The following is a 17,763-nucleotide window of genomic DNA, read 5'->3' on the forward strand; positions in this document are numbered from 1 at the left end:
CACATGAAACGCGCACTTCTCGACCTGGCGCAAGACGTCGCCAGCTTGCTCGCCATGGCCGCTTTCCTGGCCTTCGCCTTTTACGGCTCCGCCGGCCTGTCGGCGGCGACGATCGCTTCGAGGATCGGCCAATGAACCCGATCCTCGTCGCCTGCATCAGCGGCACGATCGCCTGGGCCATCGTCCTCGTCGGCGTCCATTGCCTCTACACGGCGCACTATCGCCGTCGCGCCGCCACCGGCGCGGCCTTCCGCCGTCGCCTCGACAAGCACGTCCTACGCGGAGGCATCTGGTCGTGACCCCGCACCGCTGCGCCATGCCTGAGTGCCCGAACGAGGCGACCGGCATCTTCTGCCCCGACCACTACGTCAAGCTTCAGCCGACACAGGCGAAGTGGCTGGTGCGCTGGCAAATCAAGATGATGCGCTGCGACGACGCCGACACCAAGCAACACATGCGCGAGCAGCTGCACGGCTACACCCAGGAAGCCATTCGCGCGATCCAATCCGCCGAGGCGATCTCCCAAGCCGCCACGGCCAGCGCCCGCCGCTCGGCGGCGGGCGCCAACCCACAGGCGCATCCATGAAGACGCTGAAATCCAGATTGACCGACGCCATGGCTCTGCTGGTCCACGCCGAGCAGATCATGAGCACCAACAGCCAGGACGATGACGGCAAGGCCCGCAGCCTCCTGAACGACCTCCGCTGGCTGCGCGATCGCTACGTCGATCGGCTGCGGATCGAACAGGAGATCCGCACCAATGGCTGACGGCATCCACCCCGATCTCGTCATCCCCTGCCGTTGCTGCGGTCGGCCGCTGATCTCTCAACTGACCGTGGACGAAACCATCATAGCCGCGAGGCTCGCGCCGACCATGGCTGCCATCCTGCGCATTTTGGGCGATGCGAAAGGCCATTGGGTGTCCGGCTCGGAGCTGGTCGAGCGGCTATACGCGGAGGGCGGGCCCGTTTCGGCAAGGAACGCCATTAGCGTCCACATCCATCATATGCGCAAGCTGCTCGCAACGGTCGAGGCGGCCTTCGAGATCGACAACCACTCAAACTATGGCCGCCGGTTGATTGCCGTCCCTGAGAGCCAGCGCGGACGCAATGCCACCGGCTACCGATTGGTGATGGAATGAAAGAGTGGCTGACCGCCCGCGAGATCGCAGCGGAAGCGTTGCCGGACTTGCCGACCTCGAAGCGAGGCGTCAACGAATTGATCGATCGCGAGGGTTGGAGCCAGAGCGCTCTCTGCCGCAAACGCATGGGTCAGGACGGCGGCGGCGGGCTGGAGTACCACTTCGAACTCTTTCCGGTGCTCGCCCAGGTCGCCTATTCCCAAAAGTACATGGTGGTCGAGCCGGCGCCCGTGATGGCGCCGCCTGATCCCGATAACACCGTCTCCGCCAGGGCACAGGAAGAACGCGACGCAAGGCTGGCGATCGTCGCCGCCTTCGAGAAATTCAGTCATGGCCTCCAGCTCGGCTACGCGACGCGCGTCCAGGTGTTCTGCGACCGCTACAATGTCGGCATGATCGAGGTTTCAAAGTTCGTCCGCGAGACGATGCCCGCGATCTCCAAGCGCTCGCTGGCGCGCTGGCAGGCGACCAAGCGGGCCGGGAAAGCCAATTCGCTCGGTCACGATCCGGCCAAATCGCGCAAGGGCACCGGCGCGCTGGAAACAGCCAATGGCGGAGCCGTCAAGGCTTACATCCTCGGCCTCATAGCGCACCGGTCGCATTTGTGTGCCGACGATGTCCGGGTGCAGTGCCGGGCTGAGTTCGGCGATGTCCTGACGGTCGTTTCAAAAGGCGTTGAAACGGTCATTCCGATGCCGCCAGTGCGGACCTTCCAGCATGCTCTCAAGCATCTGAAGGTTCGATACAAGGTCGAGCTGCTCAAGCTCACCAACCCGGATCTCTATCGGTCGACAATGGCGCCGGCCGGCGTCGGCATGCTGCGCCACATCACGGAGCCGAACCAGATGTGGCAGATCGATGCCTCGCCGGTCGACGCGCTCTGTGTCGACGGCCGCCACTCGATCTATGCCTGCATCGACATCGCGACCAGGCGCATGATCTTTCACGTCAGTCGCACACCTCGCGCTTCCGCCGTGGCGTTGCTGCTGCGCAAGGCCATCATCGCCTGGGGCGTTCCGGATCTCGTCAAGACGGACAACGGGTCCGATTTCGTGGCGCGCGAGACCGAGCGGCTGTTCGCCTCGCTCGGCATCGAGGTCCGGAGATCCCGCGCCTACAGCCCGCAGGAGAAGGGGCATATCGAGCGTGGCATCGGCACCTTCCAACGCAAGGTCGGCCCGCATCTGCCGGGCTTCATCGGCCATGACGTGACCGACCGCAAAGCGATCGAAAGCAAGAAGGCTTACGCCCAGCGGCTCGGCGAAAGCGACGCCGATACGTTCGGCGTGACGCTCACCGCAAGGGAGCTTCAGGACAAGGTCGATGAATGGGCTGACATCAAGTACCAGAACACTCCGCATGAGGGGCTGGACAGACGCACGCCCTTCCAGGCCGCCCTGGCGTCGACGCGCACGATCCGCAAGGTCGATGAACGCGCCCTTGACCTGCTGCTGATGCCCGTGGCCGGCGGCGGTGGCCGCCGCATCGTCCAGAAGCAGGGCATCGAGATCAACCGCTACCACTACATGCCGGAAAGGATCATGCCCGGCACCGAGGTGCTCGTGCGGATGAACACCGAGGACCTCGGGCGGGTGCATGCCTTCACCCTGGATGGCGGCGAGTATCTCGGCGATGCGATCTGCCCCGAGCTGTCCGGCCTGAACCCCCAACAAGTCGCGGCCCAACGCAAGGCTGCCGCCAAGGCGTTTCATGAGGAAAGCACCGCGCCAATCCGCGCCAAAATGAGACAAATCGATCGCGGCGGCCCGGCGATCGACCGGCTGCTGGAGGTCGCGCGACGCGAAGTGCCGAACGTCATCGCGCTGCCGAAGCGCGAGGAGGTCCACGAGACGCCGCAGATCGTAGCGGCCATCACCGCGATGGAGAGCCGGACGCGGCCGCCCGAGACCAAGCTGTCCGGCCGCGCGGCGGAGATCCATGCCGAGCTTCAGGTCCAGCAGATCGCAGCGCCGCCCGGCGTGACGATGCTGCGCACCGAGGAAACGCCGCAACAGCGCTTTCGCCGCGCGCTCGACATGCGCTCGCGCCTGGAGGCCGGCGAGCGCCTCTCCGATCAGGAGCTGCTCTGGCTGGGCGGCTACGAGGCCGGTCCCGAATTCAAGGGGCTGAAGGCCATGTACGACGACTTTGGCGGCGTCATGAGCATGTGACCGACAATAAGCGAAACGAGGAACCATACGAATGACTTCAAATCATCTGCGCGTCAACCCTTCCGGCACCATCGCGCCGATCAAGAACGTCGCTGCCTGTCGCGCGCTGGTCGAGGCGCTGATCACCGCTCCGGCGCATGTTCCCAATGTCGGCATGTTCTCCGGGTTCTCGGGCTACGGCAAGACCATGGCTGCCGACTATTGCCGCAACACGACCGGCGCGATCATGATCGAGGTGTTCGACAGCTGGACGCGCAAGAAGTTCTGCGCCAGCCTGCTGATCGAACTCGGCGTGCCGAAGCCACGCGGCTCGCTCTCCGACATGATGGATGAAATCGTCGAGCGGCTCGGCGACGATCCGCGCCTGATCATCATCGACGAGGCGCACACGGCCGTCGACCGCTCCATGGTCGAGCTGATCCGGCAGATCAACAAGCTGGCGCATGCACCGATGCTGCTGGTCGGCGAGGAAGACCTGCCGAAGAAATTGTCGGCTTTCGAAAATGCGGACAATCTCGTGCTGGAGCGGGTGCTGGCGCAACCGTGCGATCTCGATGACGCCCGCGCCCTGGCTCGCCTTTATGTCCCGCGCGTCGAGATAGCCGATGATCTTTTGGCGGCGTTCGTGCGCGAGACCGGGGGGCGGGCACGGCGCATCGTGTCGACGCTGCAGGCTGCAAACACCTGGGCCGTGAACACCGGCTCGGCCGAGATCGACGCTTCCAGCTATCGCGGGCGCATCGTGACCGGGGCGCTGCCGACGCGCCGCCAGAGGGCCGCCTGATGGCTCTGGTCCTGAAACTCACCGTCACCAAGGCGGAGCCGGTGCTGCGCGGCCAGGAGCATGTCTGGCGCGTGATCCGAACGCTCGGCGCCGACGATCGCCACTTCAGCGCTGGACAGGTGGTTTCCGTCTCGCAGGAACCACATTTCGGCGCGGTCACCACGTTCCTTCGCCGGCTGATGCTGGCGGGGTTCGTCGAGCGGGTCGAAGCAGGCCGCTCCACGAATGGCAGGCTGGAAAATCGGTACAGGCTGCTGCGCAGCCCGGAGCAGACGCCGCGTGTCTCCCGCGACGGCGCCATCGAGCGTCCGACATCGGCACGCCAGCAGATGTGGAACATCATGCGTGGCGCCGCCGGGCGCTCCGGCTTCACCTATCTCGACCTGATGGTGCTGGCATCGACCGAGCATGTGCCGATCGCCGCCAACACCGCCAAAAGCTTCATCCAGGAAATCAAGGCCGCGTATCTGCTCCAGATCGACCATGGCGGTCCCGGCCGGCCAGCGACCTGGCGCCTTCGCCCGGCGCGCAACACCGGGCCGCTGCCTCCAATGGTCCTGCGGGCCAAGATCGTATTCGACCAGAACACCGCCGGCATCGCCGGCGACGTCATAGCCGAGGAGGAATTGGCATGAACCGGGGTCCAGCCAAACACTCACGGCCGGCAGGGCCGACGTTTTTCGAGAAGGTGAACGCGGCCTTCGGCAACCCGCCGGACTGGCTGGTCGAGCTGGCGACGTTCGCCGATCGCGAAGGCTTGGCCGGCGCCGAACGCCGCGTCGGCTACAGCCGCTCGGCGGTGTCGAGCATCCTTGCCGGCAAATACCGTGGCGATCTCGGCCGCGTCGAGCAGATGGTGCGCGGCGCGCTGATGGCCGAAACGGTCGGCTGCCCGGTTCTCGGCGAGATTGGCCGCAACCGGTGCCTGGAGTGGCAGAAGAAGCCATTCGCCGCGACGTCGTCGCATCGCATGACAATGTACCGCGCGTGCCGGGCGGGCTGCGAGCATGCGCGGCGTAACGCTGGTGACGATCATGAATAGCGCCGTCTCCCACATTGGGCATCGCACCTGCAAAACCTGCCCCCAAAGGAGGAAATAGCCATGGGCGAAAGACTGTCTTTGGCGCTCTCGGACGGCCTGTCCGAACTGCGCGACCTGATTTCAGACTATCAGCACGAACCCCGCACCCTCGACCCCGAAGACGCCCGCGTGCTCTGCGAGTGCATCGCGGAACTTCATTCCAAGGCGCGCGAGATCGAGAACCGGTTGAGCTGCAAGGTCTGGAACGACCAGGCGCGAACAGAGCGAGACGCCGAGGCCGAGCGCATCGCCGAGGCGGCGTTCCGGCCGGGATCGAATATCCGCTTGTTTCCCGCGATCCAGCGTCCGTTCTCGGACGGCCGACCGGGAGGTCGCGCGTGAGCAGCCTGCAGGAAGCCGAAGCCCGCGCGGCGCAGATCGTCAAGCAGCTGGTCCCGGCTCTGACGGCCGAGCTGATCAAAAAGCCGGAGCCTCGCCCGCTGACGCCGCAGGAAGAGGCGATCATGATCGCTTGCGGCGAGGTAGGCCGCGCGGTCGATCGTTTCGATGCGGTCAGATACACGGCAGCCGAGCGCCGGGCGCGCGTCTGCGTGGAAACCGCCGCCCGCAACCTTCGCAAACTGATCGACCTGCGGGAGGCCAAGCATGCCCGCAAGTGAGGCCCTTTTAGCCGCGGTCTCCCGGCTCGACATGATCGAGCTTTGCAGCCGCATCATCACCAATCCCGAACGCAACGCGCCGAGGGCAACCGTCGCCGAGGTCTATGCCCTGGCCAAGGCCACGGAAGGCCTGTGGGCGATCGCCCTTGAAACTCACATCCTGCTCGCGGCTCTCGAAACAGTGCCCTGGACCGTGTCGGCCGACATCGAATGCCAGAAGCGGGTTGACCGTCAGTTGGCCACCGTCCGCGACCTTCTCACGCCACTGAGCCCAATCCCCACCCGACAGGAGAACGACCATGCAAGCAGCAACTGAAACCTCCGCCACCGGCGCGATCATGGTCGGCGAGAAATTCTACATGCCCGACGCCAAGGGCAACCTGGTCCCGGTCGAGGCAATCAAGGCCGCCGACAAACTGGAAGACGAAACCGTGCGCAAGATCATCGGGCATGCGGTCGAACTGTCCGCCCAGGTCGCCCGGTTCAAGGAACACACGTTCGACGATCTCTCCGCTTTTGAGGCGCTGCTCGCCCAGGATTACGGTGCGAGCAAGGGCGGCGCCAAGGGCAACAAGACCTTCATGACCTTCGACGGCCTGAAGAAGGTGTCGGTGCAGGTGGCCGACCTGATCGATTTCGGCTCGCAGCTGCAGATCGCCAAGGGCCTGATCGACGAGTGCCTTACGGAATGGTCAGCAGACAGCCGGACCGAAATCCGGTCGATCATCTCGCGCGCCTTCAACGTCGAGAAGCAGGGCCAGATCAACCGAACCGAGATCTTCATGCTGCTGCGCCTCGACATCGAGGACCAGCGCTGGCAGCGCGCCATGGAGGCTATCCGCGACGCCATGCGCGTCATCGGCTCCAAAACCTATGTCCGCTGCTACGAGCGTGACCGCCAGGATGCGGAGTGGCGGGCGGTCACCATCGATCTGGCGAAGGCGTAGCTGCAATGGGCAAACTCACGCGTTCTGATAAGCCGTCACGCGGTTGGTTTGGTATCCATCTTGACCAAATAGCCGGCGACAATCGCGCTGGCCGACTTCGCGGCACTGATGTCGTGAACAAATCTCTGAAAACGCAGTTTGCCCTCGCCATTGAGGTCACCGCTCTTGAATTCATCATGTATCGCATCGCGAGATGCGGCGATTTTCGTTACTCTTTTGCTCAGGGTTTCAAATACCGCAGCGGCTCGTCCGTCCAGCAGTTCCTTGGCACTCGTTGCATTAATTTCTCGGAAGAGTTCGATCAATTCATCGGCAGCGAGAATGGCATCGACGGCATTGTCGAACGCGAACATGTCGACTGCTCGATCGGACAAGCGAAAGCCGGCTGCCTCAAGTTCTTCGAACGATTTGATCCAGTTTACCAGCCGGGTTTTAGCGGTCCATTGCACGCGAGCAATACGCCGGCGTTCGTCGCGCAGTGTCAAATCGACCAATTGCAAGTGACGTTCTTTCTGGCCGATATCAGAGACTCGCATTTGACTAACGGTCCAGGCGGCAGCGGCGATAGCGAGAACGCCTGTGATCAAGGTCTCCCACTGGAGACGCTCCGGCCAGCTATTCAGCGGCGACAGCATTTCGCCGGCAAGAAAGCCGACCACTGCAGCAGTAAGCGCCAATACCACCTTATTCAGTCGATCGTTCCCCACGCTTTTCCTCCCTCAACGTCCACCGCATCATACACAGGAGGGTCAAGGTTGTGAGCGCCCTCGCAGCAATCCACGTCGCCAACAAGCATCTCTGTCTCGACGACGACGCTGCTCGCGACCTATACGAGCGGGTGACCGGCAAGCGCAGCCTGCGCCAGATGAACGACAGGGAACATCAGCGCATCATCGAAGAGCAGCGCCGGCAGGGTTTCAAGCCCGCTGAAAAGGGCCTTCAAGGGCCGTTCGCCAAGAAGCTCCAGGCGCTGTGGATTGCCGCCTGGAACCTTGGCATCGTCCGCGACCGCACCGATGCCGCGATGCTGTCCTTCGTCAAGCGGCAGACCAGCATCGAGCACACTCGCTTTCTCCTGGACGCCGATGATGCCGCCAAGGCTATCGACGCGCTCAAGGCATGGATGACGCGGGAGGCCGGCGTCGACTGGAGCCAAAGCGTTGCCACCGCCGATTGGCTTCGGCCTGCCGGTGCAAAAATTGCACTCGCCCAATGGCAGGTTCTTTCGGTTTTCAAGGCGGTCGACCCGAAAGGCCTCCGGCAGTTCGTTTGGGACAACGCCAAGCCGCTCGACCAGATGACCGACCGCGACTGGCCAGCCGTGATGAACACCCTCGGCGACATGGTCAGGAAGGCGAAAGCGTGAGCGTGCGTCGTCGTCACACCGGCCGGGTCAAGATCGACTTCGCCAAGATCGAGGCCTTCGCGGCGTCCGAGCTGGCCAGCAATGCGCTCGCAGCGGCAAAGGACTGCGAGTGGACCCTGACCAAGCATTCCGCGCTCTACCGCTGCCGCAGCGGCCTCTACACGCTGTGCCTGATCTGGCGTGGGCCGAACCGCGAGACGCTCACCACCACCATGCGCGGCCTCAAGCTGGAGGTGGCGTGAGCGACCACGATCCCGATCGCGCCTGGTTCTCGCCTCTGCTGAACAAGATCGCAGAGGTTGCCGGCGATCGGGCCGCGCTCATCCTAGGGCGCGACAAGGCTTGTGAGACGGTCTACATCCCGCGCCGGGTCGGGCCGAGCCATTGGTTGAGCAAGCTGGTCGGCGAGGAAGCCGCATCCGCCCTGGCCAGCGAGTTCGGCCCGACCAAGCTGGAAATCCCTCCGGCACTCAACGGCCAGAAACGCAAGCGCCGGGCGGCGATTGCCCAAATGACCGACAAGGGTTATTCAATCAACAAGATCACGCGGACGCTCGGCGTCGCGCGGTCTACCGTCAAGGATCATCGCCGCCGCATGCGCCGCGATGACGACGATCAGGGCTCTCTGTTCTAGCCCGTAGGGCGATTTCGCCCCCATGATCATTTCCCGCTGAAAGACCAGTGTCGGGCCTCAATCGGCCGGCGATTTTTGTCTCCGGCCTTTGTCGCACCCGGAGACCTTCGATGCAGTCGAACTTTGCAGCAGCACTTGCCATCACTCTGGCATATGAGGGCGGCTACTCCACCATCAGGAGCGACCCCGGCAACTGGACCGGCGGCAAGGTCGGCAGCGGTATGCTGAAGGGCACGAAATACGGCATCGCCGCCTCGGCGCATCCCGATCTCGACATCAAGAGCCTGACGCTCGCCGACGCCGGCAAGATTTACAAACCGCAATACTGGGACAAGGTGAGCGGCGATCGCCTGGCGTCGGGCGTCGACCTGGTCACCTGGGACTATGCCGTGAACTCCGGCCCGTCCCGCGCCTGGTCGGTGCTGCTGGCCTCGATCGGCGGCTCCGATGTCCAGACGGTCCAAAGGGTCTGCGCGAAACGGCTAGGCTTCCTGCAATCGCTGGCGATCTGGAAGACGTTCAAGGGCGGCTGGTCATCCCGAGTCGCGTCCGTGGAGGCGAAAGGCGTTGCCTGGGCGCTCGCTGCCCTCAGGGGGCCAGCAGCGGTGAAGGCTGGGCTGATCGACGAACAGGCGGCTGCGAAGAAAGCCGCGACCAAGAACACCGCCGCCGCCAGCACGACAGGTGCGGCAACGACTGTCGGCGGCGGCGATGCCGCGCTGAACCCGCAGCATGCCGACCAGCTTGCGGGTTGGGTGCTTGGCGGGCTCCTTGGCGTCGCCGCGATCGTCGTCGTGTTTCTCATCGTGCGAGCCATCATCCACAAGCAGCGCGCCGACGCTTACGCGGCCGAGGCGGCAGCCGTCGTGACGGGAGCGTAAAATGGAGGCCGTTGTCGCAAGCGTTCTGCTCGATGTCGCCGCCAAGGTCGGCGCGCCACTGGTCAAGGGATTGCTGGAGAAGATCGGGCTCGGCGGTGCGGCCGGCGAGATCGCCGGCACCGTCATCGACAGCGTGGCCGAAAAGCTCGGTGTCGCGCCCAGCGAGATCCCGAACCAGCCTACCGGCGCAGTGGAGGCGGCGGTCAAAGCGACAGAGGCCGAAACGCCGGACCTGGTCATGGCCTGGGCAAGGCAGCAGGAGCTTTCCAATCAGCTCCAGCTGGCCGAGATGAACAAGGCGGGGGAGCCGACCTGGACGTGGGCGTGGCGGCCGGCCTGGATGTGGTTCCTCGGCTTCCTGTTCCTGTTCCGCCTGGTGCTGGTCCCGATCGCCGATGCCGCCCTCGGTTCGAATGTCGCCGCCACCGTCGACCTCGGCACCATGATGACGCTGACCACCTGGTTCATGGCGCTCTACATGGGCGGCCACACGGTCAAGGACGCTATCACGAAGTGGGCGGGCAAGTGAGCGTCTCCAACCGCGCCTTCGAACTCGCCGATCGCCGCGCCGAGGAAGAGCGCGCTGCCGGCATCCGGCGCGTCCAGCAGGCGATCCGCTCGGCGATCGAAGTCACAGTCTCGCCGTTCTGCGACTGCGGCGAACCCATCCCCGACGCCCGCCGCCAGGCTGTGCCGAACGCCATCCGGTGCATCGACTGCGAAACCTTCGTCGAACGACAGAACCGGAGAAGTGCCTGATGGATTTGAACCTGCTCATGCCTTGGCTCGGCGCTGCGGCGTTGATCCTATCGCTCGGCAACACGGTCAACGGCTTCTTCACGTCAGGTGCCAAGCAGACCGCCAAGGATCTGACCACGACAAAAAACGATCTGGTGGGGCTGATCTCGACGCTCACCAAACTTGTCGAGGATCAGGATCGCAGGTTGCAGGCCGTCGAGATCGAGATGAAGCATCTGCCCGACGCAAAATCCTTCATGGAACTTCGACTGTCGATCTCCGACATGGCCGGAAAAATGGGCCGGCTGGAAGAGAGCCAGCTGGGCGTGTCCCGGACAGTGCGACGCGTGGAAAACTTCCTGATGAAGCAAGGGGCGAGTGAAGAGGAATGAGCGGCACTTTCGATGACTACCTGACTGCTGACGCGCGCCTGGTCATCTTGCGCGAGCTGAACCAGCAGACGGACGGCCGTCTCAATGAGGTGATGCTGACGAAGGCACTCGACGGCTTCGGTCACAACCGCTCGCGCGAGTGGGTCCGCACCCAGTTGCGCAAGCTCGCCGAGCTGGGCGCGGTCAGAGTGACGGAGGTCGGCACCGTCATGGTCGCGGCCGTCACCCGCAGCGGCGTCGACCACGTTGAACGGCGGTCGATCATCGAGGGCGTGGCGCGTCCCTCGCCGGAGGCCTGATATGGCGCGCAAAGGCCGTGGACAACTTTCACTAATCGAGCGTCTGCCCGAAGAGTGCGGCCCGATCATCAGTTGGGCCGCTACCGCCCTGCAGGACCGCGACCGCACCCAGACCGAGATCTACGAAGAATTCTTCCTGAAGATGCAGGCCTTGCAGGCCGAGCACAAAGGCGAGCTGGAATTCGTCATCCCGTCCTTCTCGGCGTTCAACCGCTATTCGATCAAGCTGGCGATGATGACGCGCCGGCTGGAGGACACCCGCGAGATCGCCGCCACCATCTCCAAGCGGTTCGACGCGCAAAGCTCCGATGATCTCACCCTGATCGCGGCCGAGGCAATCAAGACGCTGGTGTTCGAGCTGCTGACCGATGCCGGCGAAAGCGGGCTGGCGCCGATCGGCGCCATGCAGCTTGCCACGGCACTGAAGATGGCCACGCAGGCGCAGAGCGTTTCCAGCGATCGCCGGACCAAGGTGGCGAAGGAATTCAAGGCCGATGTCGAGAAGGCCGTCGACACCGTGGCCAAGGCCAAGGGCATGTCGGCGGATACCGCCGAGGCGATCAAGGCGCAGATCCTCGGCGTGAAGGCCTCCTGAGATGAGCGGTCCGATCCCACAAGAGGACTGGGTCAGGGTTCGCCGCGAAAGCGTGGCGAACCTCGACCATGTCATTGCCAGCGTCGGCCTGCCCAACGTGCTTCTCGGCTATCAGGGGCGCACTGTCTCGCTTCTCGAAAGCACGGCCGTCCGCGTGCTGTTCATCGAGAAGAGCCGGCGCATCGGCGAGACCTGGGCGCTGGCCTCTTATGCCGTGCTGCGCGCCGGCCGCGCCAAGGATGCGGGCGGCATGGACGCCATGTACATCTCCTATTCGCAGGAGATGACGCGGGAATTCATCGACGCTTGTGCCATGTGGGCGCGGGCCTTTGCCCAGGCTGCCGTTGCCCAGGAAGAATTCCTGTTCGACGACACCGATCCTGCCCATCCGGAAGAGACCCGGCAGATCAAGGCGTTCCGCATCCAGTTCGCGTCCGGCTTCGAGATCCTGGCCTTGTCGTCAGCGCCGCGCACCCTTCGCGGCAAGCAGGGCCTGGTCATCATCGACGAGGCGGCGTTCGTCGACAGCCTGAAGGAACTGCTGAAGGCGGCGCTGGCCAACCTGATGTGGGGCGGCCAGGTCGTGGTCTGCTCGACCCATAACGGCTCCGACAACGAATTCAACGTCCAGGTCCAGGACATCCTCGGCGGTCGATCGAAGTACAGCCACCTCAAGATCGATTTCGACCAGGCGCTGCTGGAGGGCCTTTACGAGCGCATCTGTCTGGTCACTGGCCGCGAGTGGTCGCCCGAGGCCGAAGCGGAGTGGCGCCAGGGGATCATAGATTTCTACGGCGACGGCGCCGACGAGGAGCTTTTCTGCGTTCCGTCCATGGGCTCCGGCGCGTGGCTGACGACGCCGCTGATCGAAGCGCGCATGACGCTGACGCCGGAAGAGGCCCCGGTCATCCGCATCGATCTGCCGCTCGACTTCCTGCAACGGCCCGAGCTGGAGCGCCGTCATCTGATGGCGCCGCATCTGGACGCCATCAAGGTGGCGCTCGACGGGTTGGACGAAAACCGCCAGCACGCCTTCGGCTATGACCCGGCGCGCAAGGCCGACCCGGCGATCATGTCATTGCTGTCGATCGACAAAGTGCTGCGGCGCAAGGCAGCGCTAACCGTCGAGCTGCGCAACGTGCCTTTCCAGGAGCAGAAGGAAATCGCCACGCTGATGTTGCGTACGGCGCCGCGCCTCTGCGGTGCGGCGATCGACGCGACCGGCCTCGGCATGAACCTTTCCGAGGATCTCGGTCGCCTCTTCGGCCTGCATACCGAGCAGACGCCGGGCGGCCTGGTCTGGCAGATCACCCTTAGCCAGAACTGGTACAACGAGAATTTCCCGCCGCTTAAAACCGCCTTTGAAGACGACAACATCGCGCTGACCAGGGACGCCGAGCATGCGGTGGATCTCCGCCTGGTCAAGGTGATCAGGGGCATCCCATCAATTCCGCCGGAGCGCGTCGGCACAGCCGGAGCGAAGCGGCACGGCGACTTCGCGGTTGCCCTGGTGCTCGCCTACTTCGCTAGCCGCATGCAGTGGCACGAATACGACTATGTGCGGGCGCCGATCGCCAAGAGCCGGTTCGAAGAGCGCGCCCAGGGCGGAGGCGACGGCTGGCGCGATCGGCCTGACCAGAAATCAGGCGGCTTTCGTCTCGCATCGCTTCGCCGCAGCTCAGGGATCTTCTGATGGCAATGACCTGGTACGATGCCTTCGGCCGCAGGGTCGACCTCACAGCTCTGAAAGAGGAGCAGGCCGCGCCCGTCGTTGGCAGCGTGCGCCGGCATGACGCGCTGCACCCGGCCGCCGGCCTCACGCCAGGGCGGCTTGCCCAGATCCTGCGTGACTCGATCGACGGCGACCCTGAGAACTATCTCGCCCTGGCCGAGGACATGGAAGAGCGCGACCCGCATTACGGTTCGGTTCTTTCCACTCGCAAGAGCCAGGTGGCGGGCCTCGACATCACGGTCGAAGCAGCCGGCGACGACACGAAGAGCATCGAGATCGCCGACATGGTGCGCGAATATGTCGGCCGCGACGAATTCGAGATCGAGCTACGCGACATCCTCGACGCGACCGGAAAGGGCTTCTCCTGCACTGAAATCGTCTGGGACACCTCGGAGAGCCAGTGGCGGCCCAAGCGGCTTGCCTGGCGAGATCCGCGCTGGTTCCTCTTCGATCGGGTCGATGGCGAGACGCCGCTGCTGCGCAACGGCGGCACCAATGACCCTTTGAAGCCGTTCGGCTGGATCTTCCATTCCTTCAAGGCCAAGTCCGGACTGCCCATTCGCGGCGGCCTGGCGCGTGGTGTGGCCTGGCAGTTTCTGTTCAAGAGCTTCACGGCCAAGGATTGGGCGATCTTCTGCGAGGCCTATGGCCAGCCGCTGCGGCTTGGCAAATACGATGCCGGCGCCAGCGAGGCGGACAAGGAAAAGCTGCTTGAGGCGGTGACCAACATCGGCACCGACTATTCGGCGATCGTGCCGGTGTCGATGGCGATCGAATTCATCAAAGCGGATATCGCCGGCAGCCACGAACTTTACGAAAAGCGCGCCGACTGGCTCGACCGTCAGGTTTCCAAGCTGGTCCTCGGCCAGACATCGACCACGGACGCCCAGAAGGGCAGCTACGCGGTCGGCAAAGTGCATGACGGCGTGCGGGACGATATCGAGAAGGCTGATGCCAAGGCGCTTTCCGCCACGCTCAACCGGGACTTTACCCGCCCCTTTGTCGATCTCAATCATGGGCCGCAAACGAAGTACCCAAAGATCCGTATCGGCCGGCCGGACGAAGTTGACGTCGAAGCGCTGGTCAAGAACGTCACCGCCCTGGTGCCGCTCGGCCTACCCGTCAGCAAGAAAACCATGCTCGACAAGATCGGCCTTCCCGAGCCCAAGGCAGGCGAGGAGCTGCTGGTCGCGGCAAAGGTAGCCGCGCCGGTCGATCCAAATGCCAACCCCGCGCAACTGCCGCCGAAGTCAGGGGTGGCCGTCAATTCGGTTGGCGGTGTGAAGCGCGACGCGATCGAGCGCGCGGCCGCCGAGATGATGGGCGACTGGATGCCGTTGGTCTCGCCGATCGTCGCCGGCCTCGAAGCCGAGATCGCCGCTGCCTCTTCCGTCGAGGACGTGAAAGCGCTGCTGGCGAAGCGCTTCGAAGGCCTCGACGCGGCGGCGATGACGGAGCTGCTGGCGAACTCGGCTTTTGTTGCTCGCCTTGCGGGCGTGGTTGACGATCAGCTCTGATAGGGGAAAATTTCGATGACGTATCTCTTCCTGTTTTTCGCTTTCGGCGCGCTGGCCGGCATCCTCCACAATTCGTTGCGCCGCAACGGGCATGGCATGGCCTGCAGTGCCGTCATGCTGGTCATCTGGATAGCCGCCGCTCTCTGGTGGTCGGGCCGGATCGGCTGAAGCGTGGATGCCATTCTAACGCCGCTGCCGCCGCGCGACGCGATCGCCGCGCTGTTCGCGCGCGGCCAGCGGCTCGACCCGGAATTCTCCTGGCTGGACACCTGGCAGGACGTGCATGCCCGCAGCTTCACGGTGGCGAAGTCGGCCGGCTTCGACATCCTGGACGATATCTACAAGGGTCTGCTGAAGGCACTTTCCGAGGGCAAGACCTTCCGCCAGTTCGCGGCCGAGCTGACGCCGCTGCTCCAGGACAAGGGTTGGTGGGGACAGCAGCCGGCCTTCGACCCGCTGACCGGAGAGACGCGCTGGTCGCAGCTCGGCAGCACCAGGCGGCTGACCACGATCTTCGACGTCAACATGCGCGTGAGCTACGCCGCCGGCCACTGGTCGACCTTCGAACGCAACAAGGCTGCGCGGCCGTTTCTTCGCTATGTCCATCTGGAGGGCCAGGAACATTCGCGCCCGCTTCATGCCCTCTGGCATAACACCGTGTTGCTGGTCGACCATCCCTGGTGGAACACCCATGCCTGCCCAAATGGCTGGAACTGCCATTGCACGCTGCAGAGCCTCAGCCAGCGCGATATCGATCGCCTCGTGCGCGAGGGCGAGGTGCTGAAATTCGAACCCGTGCCAGGCACGATGCGCAAGTTCGTCAACAACCGAACCGGCGAGGTCACAACCGTGCCTGACGGCATCGATCCGGGCTGGGCTTACAACCCTGGCAAGGCCGGCTACCTCTCGGTCGTCGCGGACGATCTGGCGCGAAAGACCGGTGCCTCCGATTGGGTGCCGCGCCCGTCCTGACCGCCTCGCAGGATCGCCGCACAGGCGCGCAGCGACCCGTTGGCGCGGGGCGTTGGTGCCGGAAGCGGCGTTTCGCGCCCTAGACCCGTTCAAAACCGATTTTAAGGCCTATCCCTCCCGCATCGAGCCAATTTCGAAAACCGATTTTTGGCAGCCTTGCCGATCGGCCACCTCTCGGCTACCGTCGAAGCGCCTATTCGCCGCTTGAGCGCATCCCACAGTCGAAGCTCGCGGCGAGCACCCCAACAAACCATCGGATAGCGGACGGAGGGCGAATTCGGCCTCCCGACTTAATGGCAGCGGCAAGCAATTGTCCGGCGATGCACAACGCACTTGCCGCCCTCCTTTCGGCCGCCCTGGTCGCCTCGCACTCGACTGCGCTCACCGCAGCCGATGCCGATGGTGAAAAATGGGTGCAGTTGGTGCCGGCCGGCACGTTCTCCGGTCGCAATGGTCAAGGTCCTTGGACCACCGGCGACAAGGCGTCGATGGAAACGATCGTCGCCAATACCCGTCAGTTGGCCGGCTCGACCGAGCCCGTCATCGACTATGACCATCAGGCTGTCTTCGCGGCCGTGCCTGGCGTCGGCGGCAGGGCGCCAGCTGCCGGCTGGATCAAGGAGTTCAAGGTTCGAGACGACGGCATCTGGGGCCGCGTCAAATGGACCGCTTCGGCTGCATCCGCGATCAAGGCGGAAGAGTACCGCTATCTCTCGCCGGTCTTCTTCCACGAAAAGACCACCGGCCGGGTGCTCGCCATCCGCATGGCCGGACTGACCAACACGCCAAACCTCGACCTGGTCGCGGTCGCGGCGAGTGCATTTTTTCCCCTCAACAACCAAACCGGAGACAGCATGGACAAGATCCTTGCGGCCCTTAATCTTGCCAAGGGCACGAACGAAGACGGTGTCGTTGCCGCAATCAACGCGCACCTGACCAGCAGCACGGCGATTGCCAGGGCCGCTGGCCTCACCGAGACGGCCAAGCCGGAAGAGATCCTGGCTGCGGTCAATTCGATCGTCACCGACCGCACCAAGTTCGCCCAGGCCGCCGGCCTGGCGGCGACGGCCAAGGCCGACGAGATCGTCACGGCCGTTCAGTCGGCGATCGCTGGCAAGGTCGACCCGACGAAGTTCGTGCCGATCGCTGCGGTGACCGAACTGCAGACCCGGCTGAACAAGCTGGAAAGCACGGTCGGCGACGACAAGGCCGAGGAAGCCGTCAACAGTGCCATGAAGGCGGGCAAGCTGATCCCGGCGCTGAAGGAGTGGGGTTTGTCCCTGTTCAAAGCCGATCCGACCAAATTCGAGACGTTTGTCGGCTCGGCGCCGGTCCTGACCGACCCGCAGCTCAAGACGCCCAAGAAGGGCGAAACCGCCGAGGCGCTCGATGAAGCGCAGCTCGCCATCTGCTCGGCCCTGGGCATTTCCCCGGCCGAGTATCGGAAAACGATTGCCGCTGAACAGGAGGCACGCTGATGGCTGCGCTTACAAAGGGCCGCAACACGCTGGAGCGCTCCGGTAACATTTCCGAGCCGCCGGTCAAGGGCGCGACCAAGATCTACGCCGGAGGCCTGACCGCCATCGACGGTTCGGGCCGCGCGGTCCCGATGACGACGGCCGTCGGCCTGGTCGGTCTCGGCCGGGCCGAACAGAGCGTCGACAATTCGGCCGGCGCTGATGGCGACAAAAACGTGCGCGTCGGGCGCGGCATCTACCAGTTCGCCAACTCCTCGGCTGGCGATCTGATCACCCGCAATGACATCGGCGCCACCTGCCACGGCATCGACGATCAGACGGTGGCCAAGACCAACGGCACGAACACCCGTTCGCCTGCCGGAAAAATCCACGACGTGGACGCCAACGGCGTCTGGGTCAAGTTCAACTAGGGGTC

At 64.2% G+C, this 17,763-nt stretch carries 29 protein-coding genes; 28 read left to right on the forward strand and 1 reads right to left on the reverse strand.

Annotated elements, in window-relative coordinates; genetic code table 11:
* Positions 1–3: 3 nt before the first annotated feature.
* Genes BPNPMPFG_RS04345 through BPNPMPFG_RS04405 form a run of 13 tightly spaced genes read left to right on the forward strand, consistent with a single transcriptional unit; the run spans position 4 to position 6,744 of the window.
* Positions 4–135, forward strand: coding sequence for a hypothetical protein (locus tag BPNPMPFG_RS04345; RefSeq protein ID WP_258593388.1), 132 nt, complete (start codon positions 4–6; stop codon positions 133–135).
* Entirely contained in the window at positions 132–299 is a 168-nt protein-coding gene (locus BPNPMPFG_RS04350) for a hypothetical protein (protein ID WP_258593389.1), read from the forward strand. The genes BPNPMPFG_RS04345 and BPNPMPFG_RS04350 overlap by 4 nt, the downstream gene beginning before the upstream one ends.
* On the forward strand, positions 296–586 hold the full coding sequence (locus tag BPNPMPFG_RS04355; protein WP_258593390.1) for a hypothetical protein: 291 nt from the start codon (positions 296–298) through the stop codon (positions 584–586). Before BPNPMPFG_RS04350 ends, BPNPMPFG_RS04355 begins: the two co-directional genes overlap by 4 nt.
* The gene (locus tag BPNPMPFG_RS04360) at positions 583–768 is read left to right on the forward strand and encodes a hypothetical protein (protein WP_258593391.1); all 186 of its coding nucleotides are present in this window, start codon (positions 583–585) and stop codon (positions 766–768) included. The genes BPNPMPFG_RS04355 and BPNPMPFG_RS04360 overlap by 4 nt, the downstream gene beginning before the upstream one ends.
* Positions 761–1,141 carry a helix-turn-helix domain-containing protein gene (locus tag BPNPMPFG_RS04365; RefSeq protein WP_258593392.1) on the forward strand — a complete coding sequence of 127 codons (381 nt, stop codon included), beginning with the start codon at positions 761–763 and terminating at the stop codon, positions 1,139–1,141. The genes BPNPMPFG_RS04360 and BPNPMPFG_RS04365 overlap by 8 nt, the downstream gene beginning before the upstream one ends.
* Complete coding sequence (locus BPNPMPFG_RS04370; protein WP_258593393.1) at positions 1,138–3,312, forward strand: TnsB C-terminal domain-containing protein; 2,175 nt, start codon at positions 1,138–1,140, stop codon at positions 3,310–3,312. Before BPNPMPFG_RS04365 ends, BPNPMPFG_RS04370 begins: the two co-directional genes overlap by 4 nt.
* A 31-nt stretch (positions 3,313–3,343) precedes the next feature.
* Positions 3,344–4,096: an AAA family ATPase gene (locus BPNPMPFG_RS04375; protein WP_258593394.1), complete on the forward strand. Its 753-nt coding sequence runs from the start codon at positions 3,344–3,346 to the stop codon at positions 4,094–4,096.
* Positions 4,096–4,731, forward strand: a complete 636-nt coding sequence (locus tag BPNPMPFG_RS04380; RefSeq protein ID WP_258593395.1) for a hypothetical protein — start codon at positions 4,096–4,098, stop codon at positions 4,729–4,731. Before BPNPMPFG_RS04375 ends, BPNPMPFG_RS04380 begins: the two co-directional genes overlap by 1 nt.
* Positions 4,728–5,138, forward strand: a complete 411-nt coding sequence (locus BPNPMPFG_RS04385; protein WP_258593396.1) for a MotA/TolQ/ExbB proton channel family protein — start codon at positions 4,728–4,730, stop codon at positions 5,136–5,138. Before BPNPMPFG_RS04380 ends, BPNPMPFG_RS04385 begins: the two co-directional genes overlap by 4 nt.
* Before the next feature lie 60 nt (positions 5,139–5,198).
* Entirely contained in the window at positions 5,199–5,519 is a 321-nt protein-coding gene (locus tag BPNPMPFG_RS04390) for a hypothetical protein (RefSeq protein ID WP_258593397.1), read from the forward strand.
* On the forward strand, positions 5,516–5,797 hold the full coding sequence (locus BPNPMPFG_RS04395) for a hypothetical protein (RefSeq protein ID WP_258593398.1): 282 nt from the start codon (positions 5,516–5,518) through the stop codon (positions 5,795–5,797). The genes BPNPMPFG_RS04390 and BPNPMPFG_RS04395 overlap by 4 nt, the downstream gene beginning before the upstream one ends.
* Positions 5,784–6,113: a hypothetical protein gene (locus tag BPNPMPFG_RS04400; RefSeq protein ID WP_258593399.1), complete on the forward strand. Its 330-nt coding sequence runs from the start codon at positions 5,784–5,786 to the stop codon at positions 6,111–6,113. Before BPNPMPFG_RS04395 ends, BPNPMPFG_RS04400 begins: the two co-directional genes overlap by 14 nt.
* Complete coding sequence (locus tag BPNPMPFG_RS04405; protein ID WP_258593400.1) at positions 6,097–6,744, forward strand: DUF3164 family protein; 648 nt, start codon at positions 6,097–6,099, stop codon at positions 6,742–6,744. The genes BPNPMPFG_RS04400 and BPNPMPFG_RS04405 overlap by 17 nt, the downstream gene beginning before the upstream one ends.
* Before the next feature lie 35 nt (positions 6,745–6,779).
* Here the strand turns inward: BPNPMPFG_RS04405 and BPNPMPFG_RS04410 are convergent, their stop codons facing one another.
* Positions 6,780–7,451, reverse strand: coding sequence for a hypothetical protein (locus BPNPMPFG_RS04410; RefSeq protein ID WP_258593401.1), 672 nt, complete (start codon positions 7,449–7,451; stop codon positions 6,780–6,782).
* A gap of 50 nt (positions 7,452–7,501) precedes the next feature.
* Between BPNPMPFG_RS04410 and BPNPMPFG_RS04415 the strand changes: the two genes are divergently transcribed.
* From BPNPMPFG_RS04415 to BPNPMPFG_RS04485, 15 genes are all read left to right on the forward strand, one after another.
* Positions 7,502–8,110 (forward strand): regulatory protein GemA, encoded by a 609-nt coding sequence (locus BPNPMPFG_RS04415; protein WP_258593402.1) that lies wholly within the window; start codon positions 7,502–7,504, stop codon positions 8,108–8,110.
* Positions 8,107–8,352: a hypothetical protein gene (locus BPNPMPFG_RS04420; protein ID WP_258593403.1), complete on the forward strand. Its 246-nt coding sequence runs from the start codon at positions 8,107–8,109 to the stop codon at positions 8,350–8,352. The genes BPNPMPFG_RS04415 and BPNPMPFG_RS04420 overlap by 4 nt, the downstream gene beginning before the upstream one ends.
* Positions 8,349–8,744 (forward strand): helix-turn-helix domain-containing protein, encoded by a 396-nt coding sequence (locus tag BPNPMPFG_RS04425; RefSeq protein ID WP_258593404.1) that lies wholly within the window; start codon positions 8,349–8,351, stop codon positions 8,742–8,744. Before BPNPMPFG_RS04420 ends, BPNPMPFG_RS04425 begins: the two co-directional genes overlap by 4 nt.
* A 110-nt stretch (positions 8,745–8,854) precedes the next feature.
* On the forward strand, positions 8,855–9,625 hold the full coding sequence (locus BPNPMPFG_RS04430; protein WP_258593405.1) for a glycosyl hydrolase 108 family protein: 771 nt from the start codon (positions 8,855–8,857) through the stop codon (positions 9,623–9,625).
* A 1-nt stretch (position 9,626) separates the two neighbouring features.
* A complete protein-coding gene (locus BPNPMPFG_RS04435) occupies positions 9,627–10,154 on the forward strand; it encodes a hypothetical protein (protein WP_258593406.1) in 528 nt (175 codons plus the stop codon).
* Positions 10,151–10,384 (forward strand): TraR/DksA C4-type zinc finger protein, encoded by a 234-nt coding sequence (locus BPNPMPFG_RS04440; protein WP_258593407.1) that lies wholly within the window; start codon positions 10,151–10,153, stop codon positions 10,382–10,384. The genes BPNPMPFG_RS04435 and BPNPMPFG_RS04440 overlap by 4 nt, the downstream gene beginning before the upstream one ends.
* A complete protein-coding gene (locus tag BPNPMPFG_RS04445; protein ID WP_258593408.1) occupies positions 10,384–10,755 on the forward strand; it encodes a DUF2730 family protein in 372 nt (123 codons plus the stop codon). The genes BPNPMPFG_RS04440 and BPNPMPFG_RS04445 overlap by 1 nt, the downstream gene beginning before the upstream one ends.
* Positions 10,752–11,054, forward strand: coding sequence for a VpaChn25_0724 family phage protein (locus tag BPNPMPFG_RS04450; protein WP_258593409.1), 303 nt, complete (start codon positions 10,752–10,754; stop codon positions 11,052–11,054). The genes BPNPMPFG_RS04445 and BPNPMPFG_RS04450 overlap by 4 nt, the downstream gene beginning before the upstream one ends.
* A 1-nt stretch (position 11,055) precedes the next feature.
* Positions 11,056–11,649: a DUF3486 family protein gene (locus tag BPNPMPFG_RS04455; protein WP_258593410.1), complete on the forward strand. Its 594-nt coding sequence runs from the start codon at positions 11,056–11,058 to the stop codon at positions 11,647–11,649.
* Between the two features lies 1 nt (position 11,650).
* A complete protein-coding gene (locus tag BPNPMPFG_RS04460; protein WP_258593411.1) occupies positions 11,651–13,342 on the forward strand; it encodes a terminase large subunit domain-containing protein in 1,692 nt (563 codons plus the stop codon).
* Positions 13,342–14,898 carry a DUF935 domain-containing protein gene (locus BPNPMPFG_RS04465; RefSeq protein ID WP_258593412.1) on the forward strand — a complete coding sequence of 519 codons (1,557 nt, stop codon included), beginning with the start codon at positions 13,342–13,344 and terminating at the stop codon, positions 14,896–14,898. Before BPNPMPFG_RS04460 ends, BPNPMPFG_RS04465 begins: the two co-directional genes overlap by 1 nt.
* 15 nt (positions 14,899–14,913) lie before the next feature.
* The gene (locus BPNPMPFG_RS04470; protein WP_258593413.1) at positions 14,914–15,066 is read left to right on the forward strand and encodes a hypothetical protein; all 153 of its coding nucleotides are present in this window, start codon (positions 14,914–14,916) and stop codon (positions 15,064–15,066) included.
* A 3-nt stretch (positions 15,067–15,069) separates the two neighbouring features.
* Positions 15,070–15,870, forward strand: coding sequence for a phage head morphogenesis protein (locus BPNPMPFG_RS04475; RefSeq protein ID WP_258593414.1), 801 nt, complete (start codon positions 15,070–15,072; stop codon positions 15,868–15,870).
* 320 nt (positions 15,871–16,190) lie between these two features.
* Positions 16,191–17,348, forward strand: coding sequence for a phage protease (locus BPNPMPFG_RS04480; RefSeq protein WP_258593415.1), 1,158 nt, complete (start codon positions 16,191–16,193; stop codon positions 17,346–17,348).
* Positions 17,348–17,758 carry a hypothetical protein gene (locus tag BPNPMPFG_RS04485; protein WP_258593416.1) on the forward strand — a complete coding sequence of 137 codons (411 nt, stop codon included), beginning with the start codon at positions 17,348–17,350 and terminating at the stop codon, positions 17,756–17,758. The genes BPNPMPFG_RS04480 and BPNPMPFG_RS04485 overlap by 1 nt, the downstream gene beginning before the upstream one ends.
* The last annotated feature ends 5 nt before the right edge of the window (positions 17,759–17,763 follow it).

It is taken from the genome of Mesorhizobium sp. AR07, assembly GCF_024746815.1.
Classification (GTDB): Bacteria; Pseudomonadota; Alphaproteobacteria; order Rhizobiales; family Rhizobiaceae; genus Mesorhizobium.